The sequence below is a fragment of the Diaphorobacter oryzae DSM 22780 genome (genome assembly GCF_059568935.1).
In genome coordinates this window covers 119740-139549 of the sequence record NZ_JCANUL010000002.1, presented here as the reverse complement: position 1 = coordinate 139549, position 19810 = coordinate 119740, and the positions used below count along the sequence as shown (strand labels likewise).

Below are 19810 nucleotides of genomic sequence, written 5' to 3'. Positions count from 1 at the left end.
ATTGGCACAGGGCCGTGCCATTTTTGCACCGTGCTGCAGTGCACGGCTTCGCACAATGCGGCCACCCCACACAACGCATACCAGAGGAGACCCATGCCCACCACGACTCCCACCCCCTCGCGCCGCCACGCCGCGGCCCTGCTGGCCGGCGGCCTGGCCCTGCTGTGCACGGTGCCCGCCACCGCGCAGGAGACCGCCTACCCCGCCAAGCCCATCACCCTCGTCGTGGGCTACCCGCCCGGCGGCAGCACGGACCTCATGGGGCGCCTGGTGGGCGCCGAGCTGTCCACCCGCCTGGGCCAGCCCGTGGTGATCGAGAACCTGGGCGGTGCGGGCGGCACCATCGGCGCGCAGAAGGTCGCCAACGCCGCGCCCGACGGCTACACCCTGCTGGTGGGAGCCAGCAACGAGCTGGCCATCGCCAAGCTGGTCACCAAGAGCGTGAAGTACAGCCCCGCCCACTTCACACCCATCGGGCTGATCGGCTCGCAGCCGCTGGTGCTGGTGGCGTCCACCGCCACGGGCGTGAAGAACGCCAACGACTTCACGCAGCGCGTGAAGCAGAACCCCGGCAAGTTCAGCTACGGCAGCTCGGGCGTGGGCACGGCGCTGCACCTGGCCGGCGAGATGGTCAAGGAGCAGGCCGGCCTGTTCATGACCCACATCCCCTACCGCGGCGTGGCGCCGCTGACCAACGACCTGGTGGGCAACAACCTGGAGTTCGGCGTGTTCGTGCTCTCCAGCGGCCTGCCGCACATCAAGGCCGGCAAGGTGGTGGCCCTGGGCACCACGGCGGCCCAGCGCGCGCCGGCCACGCCCGACATTCCTGCGCTGGCCGAGTTCCCGCAGTTCAAGAACGTGGACATCTCCAGCTGGTTCGCCCTGATGGGCCCAGCCCACCTGCCCCCGCCGGTGGCGGCCAAGCTCAAGAAGGCGCTGAACGACACGCTGCAGTCGCCCGACTTCCGCCAGAAGATGGCCGCTGCGGGCTCGGGCGTGGCCTCGCCCGACGTGAACCTGCCGAAGTTCTGGGCCGAGGAAATCGCCAAATACACCAAGATCGTGCAGTTCGCGAAGATCGAAGAATGAGCCATTCCCTGCAATTCGACCTGCCCGCGCCCGACCTCGGCGCCTGGCGCGCGGGCAACACCGGCACCGAGGGCGTGTGGCGCTTCGACTCGGGCCTGCCCGGCCGCCACGTGATGATCAGCGCCCTGGTCCACGGCAACGAGCTGTGCGGCGCCTGGGCGCTCAAGGGCCTGCTGGAATCGGGCCTGCGCCCGCAGCGCGGCACCCTCACGCTGGCCTTGTGCAACCTGGCGGCCTTCGACCGCTTCGATGCGGCCCGCCACGACGCCTCGCGCTTCGTGGACCAGGACATGAACCGCCAGTGGAGCGACGCGCGCATCGACGCCGCCGACACCCAGGAGCGCCGCCGCGCCGCCGCACTGCGCCCCTTTGTGCAGCAGGCCGACTGGCTGCTGGACCTGCACTCCATGCATGAGCCCTGCGCGCCGCTGCTGCTCACCGGCGTGCAGCCGCGCAACCTGGAACTGGCCCGCGCCATGGGCGCGCCCGAGCACATCGTGGTGGACGCCGGCCACCAGGACGGCACGCGCATGCGCGACTACGGCCGCTTCGGCCTGCCCGACGCCGAGGCCGGCGACAGCCGCTCGCTGCTCGTCGAATGCGGCTTCCACGGCGACCCGGCCAGCCGCGCCGTGGCGCAGGACCAGTGCCTGCGCTTCCTGCAGGCGGCCGGCACGCTGGATGCGGCCGCGCTCGACCGCCTGCTGCCCGGCTGGCGCCTGCCCGACGCGCCGCGCCAGTGGGCGCTGGAGGTCACCGGCCCCGTGGTCGCCGCCAGCGAGCGCTTTCGCTTCACCCAGCCATTCACCGGCCTGGAGGTGATCGCCCAGGCGGGCACCGTGATAGGGGACAACGACGGCAAGCCCGTCACCACGCCCTACGACGATTGCGTGCTGGTCATGCCCAGCACGCGCCAGGCGCGCGCCGGCGTGACCGTGGTGCGCTACGCCACGCGCCGGGCCCTGTAGCCAAGCTCTGTGGACGGGAATTGGGGGCCGGCACGGCGCGGGGCCGGCCCAAATCGGGGATGATGGCGCCCCTTTTTTTCTTTCCGGCTCCCCGCCAGCGCGCATGGCTCTCCTTTCCGACACCACCCTGGGCATCGACTTCGGCACCTCCAACTCCGCCATGGCGGCCAGCCGCGCGGGCGGACCCGTGCGGGCCATCGCGCTGGAGGGCAGCGCCAGCGCCATGCCCACGGCCCTGTTCTTCAACGCCGAGGAACACACCACCCACTACGGCCGCGACGCCGTGGCCCAGTACCTGGAGGGCACGGAGGGGCGGCTGATGCGCTCGCTCAAGAGCCTGCTGGGCAGCGCGCTGCTGCAGGAGCAGACCGCCGTGCACGACCGGCTGGTGAGCTACCAGGACATCATCAGCCTGTTCCTGCGCCGCCTGGCGCAGCAGGCCCAGGCCGCGCTGGGCGGCATGCCCGCGCGGGTGCGCCTGGGCCGGCCCGTGCACTTCGTGGACGACGACCCCGCGCGCGACCGCCAGGCCGAGGACGCCCTGCGCCAGGCCGCGCTCGACGCCGGCTTTGCCGAGGTGTCCTTCCTGCCCGAGCCCATCGCCGCCGCGCTGGACTACGAGCGGCGCGTGGAGCGCGAGACGCTGGCCCTGGTGGTGGACATCGGCGGCGGCACCTCGGACTTCACCGTGGTGCGCCTGGGCCCGCAGCGCAGCAGCCGGGCCGACCGCAGCGGCGACATCCTGGCCACCACCGGCGTGCATGTGGGCGGCACGGACTTCGACCGGCGCCTGAACCTGGAACTCGTCATGCCGCTGCTGGGCTTTCGCCACACCGGCCCCTCGGGCCGCGAGGTGCCGGCCAGCGTGTTCTTCGACCTGGCCACCTGGCACCTGATCCAGTGGCGCTACGGCCCCAAGGCGCTGCGCGAGGCCCAGGCCCTGCGCACCGACTACGCCAACCCGGCCCTGCACGCGCGCCTGATGGCGGTGCTGGAGCAGCGCCTGGGCCACCGCGTAGCCGACGCGGTGGAGCGCGGCAAGATCGCCGCCTCGCAGGCCGACGCCGACGCGCCGCTGCCGCTCGGCTGGATCGCGCCCGGCCTGGCGGCCCGCGTCACGCCCGACGGGCTGGCCCGCCACCTGGCCGCGCCGCTGGAGCAGGTGGTGGCCTGCGCGCTGGAATGCGCGCACCGCGCGGGGCTGGACACCGGGCACATCGACGCGCTGTACCTGACCGGCGGCTCCTCGGCCCTGCGCCCGCTGCGCCAGGCCCTGGCCCGGGCCTTCCCGCACACGCCCCAGGTCGAGGGCGACCTGTTCGGCGGCGTGGCCGCCGGCCTGGCCGTCACGCCCCGCGAAAGCTCCTGATTTAATAGCTTCAAACGCTTTATCTACGGGCGTCAAAGCCATTTTTCATAAAGATTACACAGCCTCAGCGGCCCCGTGATCGCCCGGGACGTGGCGGCGACGCACTCAGCGCAGGTGGCGCCCCAGGAACCCCCGCGTCAGCTGGCGCACGCGGGAGATCTCGGTGGTCGCATCGCCCTGGCCGATGCCAAGGGCCTCGGCAAGCTCGGGGGTCAGCACACCCTTGTGCAGGCTCAGCAGGTACTTGGTGTCGGTGAAGCTGTTGTGCTCCATGCCTGCCAGCTCCACGCGCTCCGCCGCGGCTCCGCGCGCGCTCCACACGGTTTCGAGGGTCGGATCGCGGGGCGCGCCCTGCAGGTGCTCAGACTCCAGCAGGAGGAAGGGGAAGTTCCAGCTGCCGGACAGGTCCCCGAACACCGAACCGTCCAGGTTGACCCCCGCCTGCACGCGGGAGTCCGAACGCGCCAGCTGGAGCGCCGCGGACCCGCCATACGAATGGCCATAGGCACCCACGCGCCGCAGGTCGAGCCGCTCGCCCAGTAAATGCGCAGCGTCGGCATTCTGCGCAACCAGCCAGTTCAGGACGAAGCGCAGGTCGTCCACCACCACATGCGATAGCGTGAACAGCAGTTCGGGGTCCAGGCCATCGTTCACGGCCAGGGTTCCGTCCAGCAAGCGCACCGGGCCGGAAACATAGGGGTGGTCCACCGCCACCACCACATACCCGTGGCTCGCCATGTCTTCCGCCAAGCTGGCATGCAGCGCCGACAGGGAGCCGACGCCCGGCGAGAACAGCACGACCGGATGGCGCCCGCCGGCCACGGGCACGCCCCGGCGGGAGTGGGTGCCAACGTCAAAGACCGCCGCGCCCAGTCCGGCCAGGTCGGCCCCCAGGATCTGGGCGATCTCGGGCGCCAGATACTCCGACACCGCGCCACCCGCCTGCTCCGTCGTGGGGTACCAGATGGTGACGCCCACTTCGCGGTGGCGCTGAACTTCGCTGGGGAGGGGCTCCACCCGGTGCGTGTCCTGGAGCGTGTAATACGCCTTGCCCAGGCAATGCGCGCCCGTCGGTACGGGCAGTCGCCGGGCGTCCTTCTCTGCGCTGGCCACGGAGCAGCGCTTGGCGTACTGCTGCTCGCGGCTGCCACGATCGTCGGTGCCCCCTCCGCAAGCCGTCAGGAGAAGGGAGATGCCTGCGGCCAATGCCGCTAGCAGGACTGGTTGTTTCATATGCAATGTGCCAAAGAGATGGGAAAGGGAGCGGGGCGCACCCGGATGCGGGTCGCGCACCACGCCTCAGGACCAGCCTCATCCGTGCGGGGAGCGGCGCGCTCCGTCTGCCTCGGGCTGGTTCACCGCAAATGTGCCGAGCCAAGCTGATGGTTTCCCCAACCCAACATGAAGATTGGATGAAGAGGGCGGGCGCTTCTCCCGTCGATACTTCGCCCCTCACCGGCCCAACCACGAGAGACTGTCCGCATGAATGTGTTGCTCGTCGAAGACGATCTGGAGCTTGGCAACGGCATCCGCCTGGCGCTGTCCGCCCAGGGGTTCGGGGTGTGCTGGGTGCGCCGGCTCGAGGATGCCCGCGCCCGCCTCGAGGACGCCTTGCACGATGTCGTGGTCCTGGACCTGGGCTTGCCAGACGGCGACGGCCTGGCGCTGCTGTCGGACCTGCGCCAGGGGGCGCACAGGCTCCCCGTCCTGATCCTGAGCGCGCGCGATGGCCTGAACGACCGGCTCAGGGGCCTGGACAGCGGCGCGGACGACTACCTGGTCAAGCCCTTTGCGCTGGCGGAGCTGATTTCCAGAATCCATGCGCTCATGCGCCGCACCTACCGCACGACCGGCAGCACCCTGGTCGTCGGCGGCCTGTCGGTGGATGAAGCCACCCGGCGCGTGCAGGTGGACGGAGAGACGGTCGAGCTGTCGCGCTGCGAGTTCGACCTGGTGAGCCTGTTGCTCAAGCGCCGCGACCATGTGGTGTCGCGCAGGCTGCTGGAGGAACAGGTGCTCCCCGGCGGCCTGCAAAGCAGCAACAGCCTGGACGTGCACATGTCCAACCTGCGCCGGAAGATTGGCAGCCAGTACATCCGCACCGTCCGCGGCGTGGGCTATGCCATTGAGTCCCCAGCGCCCACGGCCGCCCGCCCATGACACTGGAGAGACTCGCGCACTGGCTGCGCCGGGTACGCCAGCCATCCCTGATACGGCGCCTGCTAATCGCCCAGATGCTCGGCCTGGCGGTGCTGTGGGGGCTGGTCACGACCGCCATGCTGCATGACGCGCAGGACAACGACGACCTGCTCCGCATGGACTCGATCTACACGGTGGCGGGCACCATCGCCAGCCACCTCGCGGGCGACCCCGGCGGCCGCCAGCAGACTCTCGCCGCGTTCACCGCGGCGCTGCACGCCTCGTACGGCGACGGCATCATCGTCCCCCAGCTGTTCGTCTGGCAGGAAGGGCAGCTGGTCTACCACAGCGCGGCGGTCCCTCCCGGGCTGCAGCCTGCGCAGACCGACCAGATCGTGCAGATCCAGGCCGGTGCAGAAACCCTGCGTGCGCGCACCGTGGCCCCGTTGCCGGGCAACATCCAGGTCACCCTGGTAACGCCAGGCCTGCCCACGGCGGTGCTGAGCTTTCACTCCCACGGCTTCTATCTGATGCCATTGGTCATCAGCCTGCCCCTCCTGGCGCTGCCGGCCTTCTTCTCGCTGCGCGTGGCACTTCGCCCCTGGCAAGGCGTGGCCGACGAGATCACGGCGCGCAAGCCCGGCGACCTGAACCCGCTGCAATCATCGCCCCCGCACCATGAGCTTCGGCCTCTGGTGGACAGCGTCAACGCGCTGCTGGCGCAGGCGCGCACCAGCCTGCAGCGCGAACGCCATCTCATCGCCGATGCCGCCCATGAACTGCGCACGCCGCTGGCCGCCTTGCGCGTCAACGCCGAGGCACTGGGCACACAGACCTTCGCAGGCGCCGAGCGCGAGCTGCTGGGCAACCTGCTGCGCTGCAACGAGCGCGCCACGCGGGTGGTGTCCCAGCTGCTGCAGCTGATGCGCAGCGAGGCCGAACCCGTGCATGAGAGGCGCCAGCCCCTGTGCCTGTACGCCTTGGCCCAGGACCGGCTGACGGTGCTCGATGCCCTCGCCCGGACGCGCCGGATCGAGGTCGAGCTGCTCTCCGACGGCGACCCGCCCTTCACCGTGCGGGGCAGCGAGGAGGCCTTCACCTCCTTGATCGACAACCTGGTGGAAAACGCCATCAAGTACAGCCCCGCCGGCAGCACCGTCTCCGTCGGCATGGCGCGGGTGGGCCCGCATGTGGAAATGCAGGTCACCGACGCTGGCCCGGGGATACCGCAGGCGCTGCACGAGCGGGTGTTCGACCGGTTCTACCGCCTTCCCACGGCCACCCAGAGCGGCAGCGGCCTGGGGCTCACCATTGCACGCACCGCAGCCGAACGGCACGGCGGCAACGTCGCGCTCTTCACCCCTCCCGCAGGCGGGCTGACAGTGGTGGTCCGCCTTCCACTCGCCGTGGAAAGCGGTTGACGCACCCGCCATCCACCCCGCGCCTGCGCGGCCTGGCGCCAGGCAACTCCTGAATCAATATCTGCTTGCGCTTTATCCACGGGCGCTGAAGCCATTTTTGCCTCAAAACCACAGGCCACGGGCCGGCAGCACAGGCAGGCGCCGCCCTGCGCGGGCCGCGGGCCCGTCAAGAATTGATGTGCATCAAGGGTGGCGCGTTTTTGACCCCGCCACCCATGCGGCTGTCCCGGTTCCGCGGGGGTGCGCTTCCTACACTGGGTTACAGATTATTGACAACCCGGATAACCCCATGCAGCTCCTCGACCGCCTGCACCTGTCCCACAAGTTCCTGATTCTGGGCTGCCTTGCGCTGGTCATGATGGCCCTGCCCGCAGGCCTGCACCTGCGCGACATGGGCAGCCAGGTACAGGCCCTGCGCCTGCAGGCGCGCAGCATGCCGGCGCTGCAGGGCCTGGGCCAGGCCGTACAGCTTGTCCAGACCCACCGCGGCCTGTCGGCCGCCATGCTGGGCGGCGACGAGCAGCTCGCCGCCCGCCGCCCCGCCGTGCGCGAGGCGCTGGACCAGGCGCTGCAGGCCACCGCCATCCAGCTGGACGCGGCCTCGCCCGCGCAGGCGCCCGACTTCGCCCGCCTGCGCCAGGACTGGCAGGCGCTGCAGCAGGCCGTGGACGACCGCTCCATCCCGCCCGCCCAGAGCATGGCCCGCCACACGCAGCTGGTGACGCGCCTGCTGGCCACCTCCGAGGCGCTGGTGCACGCCAGCGGCCTGAGCACCAGCCCCCGCCGCGACACCCAGGCCCTGATCCAGGCAGCGCTGCAGCAGCTGCCGCTGCTGGGCGAGCAGCTGGGCCTGCTGCGCGGCCAGGGCACGGGCTTTCTGGCGCGCGGCGAGCTGCCGCCCGACAACCGCGGCCAGCTGCGCGGCCTGCGCGCCCGCGCCGACGAACTCAACACCGCCAGCCAGGCCAGCCTGCAGCGCGCCCTGCAGCAGGCGCCCGGCGCCCAGGCGCAGCTGGCGGCGCCCCTGTCCGCCCAGTCCACGCGTGTGGCCGAAGGGCTGCGGCTGGTGGACGACGGGCTGCTGAACGCCGCCGAGCTGCGCCTGCAGCCCGCGCAGTATTTCGACACCCTCACCGCTGGCATCGAGGCCGTGAACGCGCTGGGCAGCCAGGCCACGGCGCTGCTGCTGGCCCAGGTGCAGGAGCAGGCCACGGCGGCGCAGCGCACGCTGTGGGCCGTGGGCGGCGTGCTGGCCGCGCTGGTCCTGCTGGGCGTGGCGCTGGGCAGCGCCTTCGTGCGCTCCATCACCCGGCCACTGGCGCAGGCCGTGCAGTTGGCCCGCGACGTGGCCGCGGGCAACCTGGGCGGAGCCGACCGGCCGCACGGCAGCAACGAGGTCGGCCAGCTGATCGCCGCCCAGCAGCAGATGCGCGCACGGCTGCGCCCCACCGTGGCCCAGGTGCGCCAGGGCGCCGAGAGCGTGGCCCTGGCCAGCGGCGAGATCGCCCAGGGCAACCGCGACCTGTCGGGTCGCACCGAGGCCCAGGCCAGCGCGCTGGAGCAGACCGCCGCCTCCATGGAGCAGCTCAGCGCCACGGTGCAACACAACGCCGACACCGCCCGCGAGGCCAGCCTGCTGGCCGAGCGCACGCGCGACATGGCGCGCGAGGGCGGCGCCACCATGGAGCGGGTGGTGGGCACCATGCACGGCGTGCGCCAGGCGGCGCAGCAGATGGCCGACATCATCCAGGTGATCGACGGCATCGCCTTCCAGACCAATCTGCTGGCCCTCAACGCCGCCGTGGAGGCGGCGCGCGCGGGCGAGCAGGGCCGGGGCTTCGCCGTGGTGGCGGCCGAGGTGCGCACCCTTGCGCAGCGCAGCAGCGACGCGGCCAAGCAGATCCGCACGCTGATCGAGGCCAGCCACGCGCGCGTGAGCGACGGCGACCGCCAGGCCACGGCCGCGGGCCGCACCATGGCCGAGGTGGTGGACAGCATCCAGCGCCTGAGCGCCATGGTCGGCCAGATCAGCAGCGCCAGCCAGGAGCAGGCCAGCGGCGTGGCCCAGGTGGGCGAGGCCGTCACCGCGCTGGACCAGGTGACGCAGCAGAACGCCGCCCTGGTGGAAGAAATGGCCGCGGCCGCCGACAGCCTGAACGGCCAGGCCCAGTCGCTGGTGCAGGCCGTGGCGGTCTTCCGCGCGGGGGACGGCCAGGCGGCCCATCAACTCCTGAATTAATAGCTATCAGCGCTTACCAGATAAGCGCAAAAGGCCTTTTCAGCTCAAATACCTGCGCAGATACCGCCCCGTGTGGCTGGCCGGGTGGGCCGCCACCGCCTCGGGCGTGCCTTCGGCCACCACCTGGCCGCCGCCGGCGCCGCCCTCGGGGCCCATGTCGATGATCCAGTCGGCGGTCTTGATCACATCCAGGTTGTGCTCGATCACCACGATGGTGTTGCCCGCGTCGCGCAGCTGCAGCAGCACCTGCAGCAGCAGGTCGATGTCGGCGAAGTGCAGGCCCGTGGTGGGCTCGTCCAGGATGTAGAGCGTGCGGCCCGTGTCGCGCTTGGACAGCTCCTGCGCCAGCTTCACGCGCTGCGCCTCGCCGCCCGAGAGCGTGGTCGCGCTCTGGCCCAGGCGGATGTAGGACAGGCCCACCTGGAGCAGCGTCTGCAGCTTGCGCGCGATGGTCGGCACGTCCTTGAAGAAGGCGTGGGCGTCCTCCACCGTCAGCTCCAGGATCTGCGCGATGTTGCGGCCCTTCCACTGCACCTCCAGCGTCTCGCGGTTGTAGCGCTGGCCGTGGCACACGTCGCAGGGCACGTACACGTCGGGCAGGAAGTGCATCTCCACCTTCACCACGCCGTCGCCCTGGCAGGCCTCGCAGCGCCCGCCGGCCACGTTGAAGCTGAAGCGCCCCGGGCCGTAGCCGCGCTCCTTGGCGGTGTTGGTCTCGGCCATCAACTCGCGGATGGGCGTGAACAGGCCGGTGTAGGTGGCCGGGTTGCTGCGCGGCGTGCGGCCGATGGGCGACTGGTCCACGTTGATGACCTTGTCGAAGTAGTCGATGCCCTCGATCGCCTCGTGCTCGGCCGGCTCCTCGTGCGCGCGGTAGAGCTGGCGCGCCACGGCCTTGTGCAGCGTGTCGTTGACCAGCGTGCTCTTGCCCGAGCCCGACACGCCCGTCACGCAGGTCAGCAGGCCCACGGGGAACTGCACGCTCACCCGCTTCAGGTTGTGGCCCGTGGCCCCGACCACGCGCAGCGCCTGCAGCGCGCCCTGCGTGGCGCGGTGCTCGGCCAGGCGCTCCTTGCGGCGCTGGGCGGCCGCCGTTTCGGGAAAGCGCGACTTGCCCGCCTTCTCCGGCACCGGCGCCTCGGCCACCACCGGCAGCCAGGGCGTGCGCCGCGCGGGCACGGGCAGGGTCTTGGCGCCGCTCAGGTACTGGCCCGTGAGCGAGGCCGGGTTGGCACACAGCTGCGCGTAGGTGCCCTGGGCCATCACGCGCCCGCCGTGCACGCCCGCGCCGGGGCCCATGTCCACGCAATGGTCGGCGGCGCGGATCATGTCCTCGTCATGCTCCACCACGATGACGCTGTTGCCGATGTCGCGCAGGTGCTGCAGCGTGCCGATCAGGCGGTCGTTGTCGCGCTGGTGCAGGCCGATGCTGGGCTCGTCCAGCACGTACATCACCCCCGTGAGGCCCGAGCCGATCTGGCTGGCCAGGCGGATGCGCTGCGCCTCGCCGCCGCTGAGCGTCTCGGCGCTGCGCTCCAGGCTCAGGTAGTTCAGGCCCACGTCGTTCAGGAAGGTGAGGCGCGCGGCGATCTCGCGCACGATCTTGTCGGCGATCTCGGCCTTGGCGCCGTGCAGCTGCAGGTGGGCGAACCAGTGCAGCGCGTCTGCCAGCGTCATGTGGCTCACGTCGTAGATGCCGCGCGCCGCCTCGCCCTCGCCCACCTTCACGAAGCGCGCCTCGCGCCGCAGGCGCGCGCCGTGGCACTCCGGGCAGGGCTGGGTGCTGCGCAGGCGCGCCAGGTCTTCGCGCACCACCGTCGAATCGGTCTCGCGGTAGCGCCGCGTCATGTTGGGCAGGATGCCCTCGAACGGGTGGTTCCTGACGATGGGCTTGCCCTTGTTCGGGCCGCTGTCGAGCAGGTAGCTGAAGGCGATCTCTTCCTCGCCCGAGCCGTGCAGGACGACCTGCCGCACGCGCTCGGGCAGGGCCTCGAACGGCGTGTCCACCTCGAAGCCGTAGTGCCGGGCCAGGCTCTCCAGCATGGCGAAGTAGTAGCCGTTGCGCCGGTCCCAGCCCTTGATGGCGCCGCTGGCCAGGCTCAGGGAGGGGAAGGCCACCACCCGCGCCGGGTCGAACACCTCCTGCTGGCCGATGCCGTCGCAGGCCGGGCAGGCGCCCGTGGGCGAGTTGAACGAGAACAGGCGCGGCTCCAGCTCCGGCAGCGAATAGCTGCAAACCGGGCAGGCGAACTTGGCCGAAAACAGGTGCTCGCGGCCCGTGTCCATCTCCAGCGCCAGCACGCGGCCCGCGCCGTCGGTGCCGCCCACGCGGGACTCCAGGCGCAGGGCGGCCTCGATGCTCTCGGCCAGGCGCTGCTGGGCGTCGGGGCGCACCTTCAGGCGGTCGACCACCACGTCGATGTCGTGCTTCTCGGTCTTCTTGAGCGGCGGCAGGTTCTCGTACTCGTAGATCTGCCCATCGACGCGAAAGCGCACGTAGCCCAGCGCCTGCATCTGCTGGAACAGCTCGACGAACTCGCCCTTCTTGTGCCGCGCCACGGGCGCCAGCAGCATGAGCTTGGTGTCCTCGGGCAGGGCCAGCACCGCATCCACCATCTGGCTCACGGTCTGGGCGCTGAGCGGCAGGCCGTGGTCCGGGCAATACGGCGTGCCCGCGCGCGCAAACAAAAGGCGCAGGTAGTCGTGGATTTCGGTCACCGTGCCCACGGTGGAGCGCGGGTTGTGGCTGGTGGCCTTCTGCTCGATGCTGATGGCCGGCGACAGGCCCTCGATCAGGTCCACGTCGGGCTTGTCCAGCCGCCCCAGAAACTGCCGCGCATAGGCCGACAGGCTCTCCACATAGCGCCGCTGGCCCTCGGCATACAGCGTGTCGAACGCCAGGCTGGACTTGCCCGAGCCCGACAGCCCGGTGATCACCACCAGCTGGTTGCGCGGAATGTCCAGGTCGATGTTCTTGAGGTTGTGCGTGCGCGCGCCGCGGATGCTGATGCGCTGCTCGCGCAGGGCGCGGGCGAGGTAGGCGCCGTCGGGGGCGGGAGGTGCGGTGTCAGGCATCGGCGGGACGCAAAAAAGTCGAACCCACCATGATAGGTGAGGCCCCGTTTTCCCGCCCCTGGCCGCCATGACCGTTCGTCGGATTCACCAATTTCAGGGATACACAAAATTTGACAATTCCTCTAGTATTGATACTTTTGCAAGCGATTTCGGCATCAAACGCATACCCAGCAAGCGGTTGCAGCTACAAATATCGAAGCAATGAAAGCCGCGCCCACCCCCATGGCCTCCGCCCCATCCGACCTGCATGCACAGCCCCTTACCGTGACACGCGGCGCACGCGAGCGGCTGCACGGCCATGCCGGGCGGGTGCTGTGGCTCACGGGGCTGTCGGGCGCGGGTAAATCCACCATCGCCAATGCACTGGAGGTCGCACTGCACGCCCGGGGGCAGCACACCTACCTTCTGGACGGCGACCATCTGCGCCACGGGCTCAACCGCGACCTGGGCTTCAGCGAGGAAGACCGGACCGAGAACATCCGCCGCGCGGCCGAGGTGGCCCGGCTGTTCGTGGATGCGGGCACTGTCGTCATCGCCGCCTTCATCTCGCCCCTGCGCGCGCAGCGCGATGCGGCCCGTGCCTTGTTTGCGCCCGGCGACTTCCTGGAAGTGTTCGTCGACGCCCCCCTGGCCGTGACCGAGGCCCGTGACCCCAAGGGCCTGTACCGCAAGGCGCGCAGCGGGCAACTGCCCCAGTTCACCGGCATCGGCGCCCCCTACGAACCGCCGCTGGCCGCCGACCTGGTGCTGCCCACGCACGAATGGCCGCTGGACCGCTGCGTGGAGCGCCTGCTGGCGCTGCTGCCGCCCGCTCTTGCGGCCTGACCATGGCCCGCTTGCTTCCTATTCCGAAAGCCTGGCTTGGGCGCTTGCACGGAAAGTTTCGACTGCTCCTGGTTGTCTGTTCAGGGTCTTTTTTTGCCGCATATGCCAGCAGCGTCCTGGCCTTGGATCAGGAAGCATCGCGGCTGCCCATTGCCTTCTCCAACCTCGGGGAGGCGGTTGAATTGAAGCCGCAGGGCCTGGGCCACGTGCTGCAAAGACAGGCCGGGCAGCAAAACGTCAAACTGGCCAACCGCCTCTTGGTAAGGGCTGGGTCAACCATTGGCGCTCAAGACCTCAGGAACCTCAGTACCAACATAGAGGGCGCCCAGAAACTGGCGGCGCTGCAGACCAGCAACCTGTGGGTGCTGACCTTCTCCGGTGCGGACATGCGCGGCACCATGGACAGGGTGCGCGAGGGCGAGGGCGTCTTGTATGTCCAGCCGGACCTATCGCAGCCCAGGCAGGCCGCGCAAATGATGGCGCCCTCCCGCCCGCCAGCGGAAATACCCCATGCAGGGGCAATGCCGGAAACCGGCAGGGCGCGCGTTGCCATCATCGACGACGGCTTCCAACTCGAGCATCCCGCGCTTGCGAAGACCCGCCTGATCTTCCAATACGACGCCGACCAGCGCACGGAAGACGCCCACCCCAAAACCGCGCTGGACCAGCATGGCACGCTGGTCGCGGGCCTGGTTCTTTCAGCCACCGGCCTCGCCCCGGGTGCGGAGTTCATCGCCATCCGCCAGGTGTCCAGCTGGACGTCGGACATGGTGCTGGCCTTCTCCGTGGCGCGCATGCTCAAGGCCGACATCGTGAACAGCAGCTGGGCCGTGCCCTTTTTGCCCGAGCCGCTGTTCGACCTTCTGGCCGATTGGCTGGATGAAGCGCGGCCCTATCTGGTTTTTGCCGCAGGCAACAACCGGCAGGACGCCTGCGCGGCCAATGCGTTCAGCCAACTGAAGGGGGCGTGGCTGGTGGGCGCCTGGCAACCTTATTCCAACCATGGCCCCTGCGTGACGCTGCAAGCGCCGTCGCGCTTCATGAGCACGGCGTCGGCGGGCGGGTACCAGCCGTTCACGGGCACCTCGGCCGCCGCTGCCTACGTGAGCGGCCTTCTGGCCCGTGAACTGGGCCAAGGGCACAGGCCGGATGCGCAGGCCATGCAACAAATGATGAACCACCCGAAAGCAGCGAATGCGAAAGGCTCCTGATGCGCGAGCACGATGATTTGCCAGGGCCTGAAAACCGCGGGGCGCTGGAAGGCTCCATGGATTTCAGCGCCTCCTATTCCGAGAACCTGCCCGCGGTCTTGGAGCGGCTCAATATCTCCCTGGCCTTCACCTCGTACCAGGCCGGCAGGCTGATGCTGGTGCGCAGCGACGGCCAGCAACTGGACGTGAACTACAAGAACTTCCACCGTCCCATGGGGCTCGCCGTCACCCCGGACAGCCTGACGCTGGGCGTATTCACCCAGGTCATCAAGTTCCAGCGCGAAGACGGCCTTCTGGCCCAGATGAAGCAGCCCCTGCCGCCCATCGCGGACGACATGACCGCGCCCACAATCCACTTCAAGGATGCCGAGGCGCCAGCAGCCCGGGCGCAGCCGCACGAAATCGCCATGACGCAGCAGCGCTGGGAGGCCTACCAGCAGGAGCTGCACCAAGCCGTGGACGGCCGGGTGGACGGCTGCTTCATCACCCGCAGCGCGCACTACACCGGCATGATCAACATCCATGACATCGGCTGGGGCGCCCAAGGGCTGTGGGCGGTCAACTCCAGCTTCTCCTGCCTGTGCACCCTGGGCCCGGATGCCAGCTTCGTGCCGCGCTGGAAGCCCCATTTCATCACCGACCTGCAGCCCGAAGACCGCTGCCACCTCAACGGCATGGCGATGAACGACGGCAAGCCGGCCTACGTCACCACCTTCTCGCCCTTCAACGAAAGGGGCATGTGGCGCAAGGGCAGCCAGTTCAACGGCACCCTGATGGACGTCGAACACAATGAAATCATGCTCCACAGCCTGAGCATGCCGCACTCGCCGCGCTGCTACCGGGGCAGCGTGTACTACTGCAATTCCGGCGAGGGGCAGGTATGCCGCCTCAACCCGTCCACCGGTCAGGACGAGGTGCTTTTAGAGGTGCCCGGCTTCACGCGCGGCATGGATTTTTACGGCCCCCTGCTGTTCGTGGGCCTGTCGAAGCTGCGCCAGAGCGACGTGGCCACGGCGCCCCCCTTGGCGCGCAAGCATGGCGAGACTTTCTCGGGCCTGTGGGTTTTCAACCTCGATACCCGGCAGCTCGTGGCCACGCTGCAATTCACCGGCAATGTGGACCAGATCTATGACGTGGCGGTGCTGCCGGGCTGCCATTTCCCCGAGCTGATCGAGCCCTCGCACCCGCGCATGCGCAACCATTTCTGCTTTCCGCCGCTGGCCTGAAACAGGCGGCCGCTTTTTCAAAGGAGTCACCGATGCACCCGAAACTCAAAAGAAACGCCCTGCGCGCGCTGCTTCCTGGCCTGCTGCTTGCGCCGCCGGCATTCGCCTCGGTGCGCAGCGGTGTGGCGTCGCGCCATCCGCTGTCCAGATCCCCGGTGATCTCCAGCAAGACCTTGAATACCCCCGCTGCGCGTGAATGGCCGGAAGCCCCGCCATCCAGCCCTTTTGCAGCCTTCGGGCAGGCGAATGGCCAGGCGCCGCTGAAAGCGGCGGCGCAGGCCGGTCCAGCCGCCGAGGCCCTGGCGTTCCTGGCGCAGCAGGGCTTGCTGCAGCCTAGCGATGCACGCAGCGCCAGCGAATCCGGGCAGAACTTCGGGGACCGAAAAGAATTCATGTCCTCGTCCTGCATTTCTTATCCTTCGCTTCCCGGGTGCACCAACAACAGTTCACCAAGCAACCAAAGCCCCCCTGCCGTCAGCATCAATGGCGGTGGGCCGGCCATCGTGGGCAGCACACTTGCAGCCACCTCCGGCACCTGGACCGATCCCAATAACGACACCCTCACCTACAGCTACCAGTGGTACCGGGCCGACGACAACAGCGGCACCAATCCGGACCTGATTGCTGGTGCCACCAGTACCAGCTATACCCTGACCTCCAGCGATGCGCACAAATACCTGCGCGTGGTGGTCACGGCCAATGATGGCCGTGGCGGTACCCAGACTGCCACTTCGGCCTACACCCAAGTGACCAACTCCGCGCCGGTGAACAGTGCGGTGCCCAGCATCATCGGCATTGCCACCGTGGGCAACACGCTATCTGCGACCAATGGCACCTGGTCAGATGCCGATGGCGACGGCCGCACCTACACCTACCAGTGGTACCGGGCCGACGACAGCAGCGGCACCAATCTGGCGGCCATCGGCGGCGCCTCCAACGCCAGCTACACCCTGACCGCCAGCGATGCGCACAAATACCTGCGCGTGGTGGTTACCGCCAATGACGGTCATGGCGGCGTCCGAACCGCCGCCTCGACTTATACGGCGGTGATGAATGCCGCCCCGACCGACATCACCCTGAGCAACAACAGCGTGGACCAGGCCGGCGGCGCCAACGCCACCGTGGGGACGCTGACGGCCACCGACCCCGATGTCGGTGATACCTTCACCTTCACCCTGGTATCGGGAGCGGGCGACACCAACAACAGCCTCTTCAACATCAGCGGCAACACCCTACGCGCCAACAACCCCGCGGCGCTCAATGCGGGCACCTACTCCGTGCGCATCCGGGTCACCGACAGCTCCAACAGCAGTCATGACGAGGCGTTCACCATCATGGTCACCGACGCCGTGCCGCCCAGCGCGCCCTCCACTCCGGACATGACCAGCGGGTCAGACTCGGGCATCAGCAACACGGACAACATCACCAGCAACACCACGCCCGTCTTCACGGGCACGGCGGAGGCGGGCAGCACGGTCAAACTGTACGACGGCGTGGCGCTCTTGGGGACGGCCACGGCGACGGGCGGCAACTGGACCATCACCAGTAGCACCCTCAGCGAAGGGTCGCACAGCGTGACCGCCACTGCCACCGATGCGGCATCCAATACCTCCGCCATTTCGCCGCCGCTGGCGGTGACGGTGGACACCAGCGCCCCCAGCGTTTCCAGCATCGCCCTGGTGGGCACCCCCGGCGCCACGGCCACCAGCGTGCAGTTCCTGGTGACCTTCAGCGAGCCGGTTCACGGCCTGAGCACGGACGACTTCGCCTTCACAACGACGGGCGACGCGGCAGGCACGGTGGCCAGCGTGTCGGCCACCGGCGGCAGCACGGCCACCGTCACGGTCAACAGCATCACCGGCTCCGGCACGCTGCGGCTGGACGTGAAGGCGAGCACCAACATCACCGACACCGCGGGCAACGCACTGCCCGCCTACACCGGCGGCCCCACGCACGCCGTGCAGGCCGCGCCCGGCGCGCCCACGGGCGTGGCCGCCACGGCGGGCAACGGGCAGGCCACGGTCACCTTCGCCGCCCCCGCCAGCGCCGGCAGCAGCGCCATCACGCGCTACACGGCGACGTCCACGCCCGGCAACCACACGGGTGATTGCGCGCCCGCCGCCACCCCTGGCGCGGTCTGCACCATCACCGTGGCAGGGCTGACCAACGGCACCAGCTACACCTTCACGGTGAAGGCCGAGAACGCCAGCGGCCCGGGGGCCGATTCCGCCGCGTCCGGTGCCGTCATCCCGCGCCTGCTGCAGATCAGCACGCCCGCGGGCAGCGTGCCCGGCATGGCGGGTGCGGCCACGGCCACGCTGTCGGGCGGCGGCGCGGCCTGCACGCTGCAGGCCAGCGGCGGCTTTGGCCCGGCCGGCACCAAGCCGCCGGGCTTTGACGCGCCCAACGGCCAGTTCAGCTTCACGGCAGAGCATTGCACCACCGCCCCGGTCACCATCACCCTGCAGTACCCCGCGCCGCTGCCCCAGGGCGTGCGCTTTCGCAAGCCCGACGGCGCGGGCGGCTGGTTCGACCCGCAAGACCCCGCCACCTCGCTGGGCCTGACCTTGACCAACAACCGCCAGACCGTGACCTACCAGATCACCGACAACGGCCTGGGCGATGCGAATGCCACCCCCGGCACCATCGCCGACCCGCTGCTGGCCGTGGTGCCGCTGGCCGGTCCGGGCGGCACGCCGCAGGCCATCCCCACGCTGGGCGCGTGGGCGCTGGCCCTGCTGTCGGCCCTGCTGGGCGCGCTGGGCTGGCGCCAGGGCCGCAAGACCAAGGCATAGTTTGCTATTAATAATATAGCTGTCAGCGCTTGATACAAAAGCACCAATGCCCAATTTGGCTGTATATTCAAGCGCGCCACCGCGGTGCCGGCACCGGCACCGCGGCCTTGGGCGAAAATCCCTGCTTTCGCCCACCCTCCCCACCCCAGCCTTGTGCCCGCCCCGCATTCCTCTTCCACCGCCACGTCCATGACCCCGCTGGAGCGGCGCTCCAGCGTCAGCCTGGCGCTGATCTTCGCGCTGCGCATGCTGGGCCTGTTCCTGGTGCTGCCGGTGTTCGCGCTGGAGGCGCGCAAGTACCCCGGCGGCGATGACCCGGCCCTGGTGGGCCTGGCCATGGGCATCTATGGGCTCACGCAGGCCTTTTTGCAGCTGCCGCTGGGCATGGCGTCCGACCGGCTGGGGCGCAAGCGCGTCATCGTCGCCGGGCTGCTGGTGTTCGCCGCGGGCAGCCTGACGGCCGCGCTGGCCGACACGCTCACCGGCCTGCTCGTGGGCCGCGCGCTGCAGGGCGCGGGCGCGGTGTCGGCGGCGGTGACGGCCCTGCTGGCCGACCAGACGCGCGACGTGGTGCGCACCAAGGCCATGGCGCTGGTGGGCGCCAGCATCGGCCTGATGTTCGCCATCGCCCTGGTGGCGGCGCCGCTGCTGGCCGCGCACATCGGCCTGGCCGGCCTGTTCGGCCTGACCTGCGCGCTGGCGCTGGGCGGCGTGGCCGTGGTGCTGTGGGTGGTGCCGCCCGAGCCCGTGCAGCACGCCGACGCGCCGCGCGGACGCCTGGCCGACGTGTGGCGCCACGCCGACCTGCTGCGCCTGAACCTGGGCGTGTTCGTGCTGCACACGGTGCAGATGGCCATGTGGGTGGCCGTGCCGGCCCTGCTGGTGCAGGCCGGCCTGGCCAAGGATGCCCACTGGCAGATCTACCTGCCGGCCGTGGTGCTGTCCTTCGTCGCCATGGGCGGGCTGTTCGCCATGGAGCGGCGCGGGCGGCTGCGCGCGGCGCTGCTCACGGCCATCGCCCTGGTGCTGGCGGTGCAGGCGGGCCTGGGCCTGCTGGCCGCCAGCGGCGCCACGCCCTCGCTGGCGGCGCTGGGCGTAGTGCTCTTCATCTTCTTTTGCGGCTTCAACGCGCTGGAGGCCACGCAGCCCAGCCTGGTGTCGCGCATGGCCCCGGCCAGCCTGCGCGGCGCGGCGCTGGGCGCCTACAACACGCTGCAGTCGCTGGGCCTTTTTGCGGGCGGCGCCCTGGGCGGGCTGCTGGCCAAGTGGGCCGGTGCGCCGGGCCTGTTTGCGGCCACCGCGCTGCTGACGGCGCTGTGGCTGCTGCTCACCTGGCCGCTGCGGCCCGTGGGACGCACCGGCGGCCACTGATTTTTTTCACCCCCCGGCACACGGGCCGTGCGCCGGACCGCTATGCTGCTGACCTGCGACCTCGCAGGGGGCGCTTGTTGGA

Annotated in this window: 13 protein-coding genes; 11 read left to right on the top strand and 2 right to left on the bottom strand. The window is 69.8% G+C overall.

The features are described from left to right. The first annotated feature begins 93 nt into the window (after positions 1–93). The 3 genes from BP68_RS03860 to BP68_RS03850 all read left to right on the top strand — a co-directional run bounded on the left by BP68_RS03860 (position 94) and on the right by BP68_RS03850 (position 3426). On the top strand, positions 94–1089 hold the full coding sequence (locus tag BP68_RS03860; RefSeq protein WP_496369293.1) for a Bug family tripartite tricarboxylate transporter substrate binding protein: 996 nt from the start codon (positions 94–96) through the stop codon (positions 1087–1089). Beyond that, a complete protein-coding gene (locus tag BP68_RS03855) occupies positions 1086–2057 on the top strand; it encodes a M14 family metallopeptidase (protein WP_496369292.1) in 972 nt (323 codons plus the stop codon). Before BP68_RS03860 ends, BP68_RS03855 begins: the two co-directional genes overlap by 4 nt. 103 nt (positions 2058–2160) lie before the next feature. Further along, on the top strand, positions 2161–3426 hold the full coding sequence (locus BP68_RS03850) for an Hsp70 family protein (RefSeq protein ID WP_496369291.1): 1266 nt from the start codon (positions 2161–2163) through the stop codon (positions 3424–3426). Between the two features lie 105 nt (positions 3427–3531). On the opposite strand, the gene BP68_RS03845 is transcribed toward BP68_RS03850, so the two are convergent. Further along, the gene (locus tag BP68_RS03845; protein WP_496369290.1) at positions 3532–4659 is read right to left on the bottom strand and encodes an alpha/beta hydrolase family protein; all 1128 of its coding nucleotides are present in this window, start codon (positions 4657–4659) and stop codon (positions 3532–3534) included. A gap of 249 nt (positions 4660–4908) precedes the next feature. Here BP68_RS03845 and BP68_RS03840 point away from each other — a divergent pair, with 249 nt between their 5' ends. From BP68_RS03840 to BP68_RS03830, 3 genes are all read left to right on the top strand, one after another. Further along, complete coding sequence (locus tag BP68_RS03840; RefSeq protein WP_496369289.1) at positions 4909–5586, top strand: response regulator; 678 nt, start codon at positions 4909–4911, stop codon at positions 5584–5586. Next, entirely contained in the window at positions 5583–6986 is a 1404-nt protein-coding gene (locus BP68_RS03835) for an ATP-binding protein (protein ID WP_496369288.1), read from the top strand. The genes BP68_RS03840 and BP68_RS03835 overlap by 4 nt, the downstream gene beginning before the upstream one ends. 289 nt (positions 6987–7275) lie before the next feature. Then, positions 7276–9225 carry a methyl-accepting chemotaxis protein gene (locus BP68_RS03830; RefSeq protein ID WP_496369287.1) on the top strand — a complete coding sequence of 650 codons (1950 nt, stop codon included), beginning with the start codon at positions 7276–7278 and terminating at the stop codon, positions 9223–9225. A gap of 39 nt (positions 9226–9264) precedes the next feature. Here the strand turns inward: BP68_RS03830 and uvrA are convergent, their stop codons facing one another. Then, positions 9265–12300: an excinuclease ABC subunit UvrA gene (uvrA, locus tag BP68_RS03825; RefSeq protein ID WP_496369286.1), complete on the bottom strand. Its 3036-nt coding sequence runs from the start codon at positions 12298–12300 to the stop codon at positions 9265–9267. 222 nt (positions 12301–12522) lie between these two features. Here uvrA and cysC point away from each other — a divergent pair, with 222 nt between their 5' ends. The 5 genes from cysC (at position 12523) to BP68_RS03800 (ending at position 19728) form a co-directional block, all read left to right on the top strand. Continuing rightward, on the top strand, positions 12523–13125 hold the full coding sequence (gene cysC / locus BP68_RS03820) for an adenylyl-sulfate kinase (protein WP_496369285.1): 603 nt from the start codon (positions 12523–12525) through the stop codon (positions 13123–13125). Between the two features lie 2 nt (positions 13126–13127). Continuing rightward, positions 13128–14336: a S8 family peptidase gene (locus tag BP68_RS03815; protein WP_496369284.1), complete on the top strand. Its 1209-nt coding sequence runs from the start codon at positions 13128–13130 to the stop codon at positions 14334–14336. A 56-nt stretch (positions 14337–14392) separates the two neighbouring features. Then, entirely contained in the window at positions 14393–15562 is a 1170-nt protein-coding gene (locus BP68_RS03810) for a TIGR03032 family protein (protein WP_496369283.1), read from the top strand. Positions 15563–15594: 32 nt separating this feature from the next. Then, complete coding sequence (locus tag BP68_RS03805; protein WP_496369282.1) at positions 15595–18357, top strand: IPTL-CTERM sorting domain-containing protein; 2763 nt, start codon at positions 15595–15597, stop codon at positions 18355–18357. Between the two features lie 189 nt (positions 18358–18546). Continuing rightward, positions 18547–19728 carry an MFS transporter gene (locus BP68_RS03800; RefSeq protein WP_496369281.1) on the top strand — a complete coding sequence of 394 codons (1182 nt, stop codon included), beginning with the start codon at positions 18547–18549 and terminating at the stop codon, positions 19726–19728. Positions 19729–19810 lie beyond the last annotated feature (82 nt).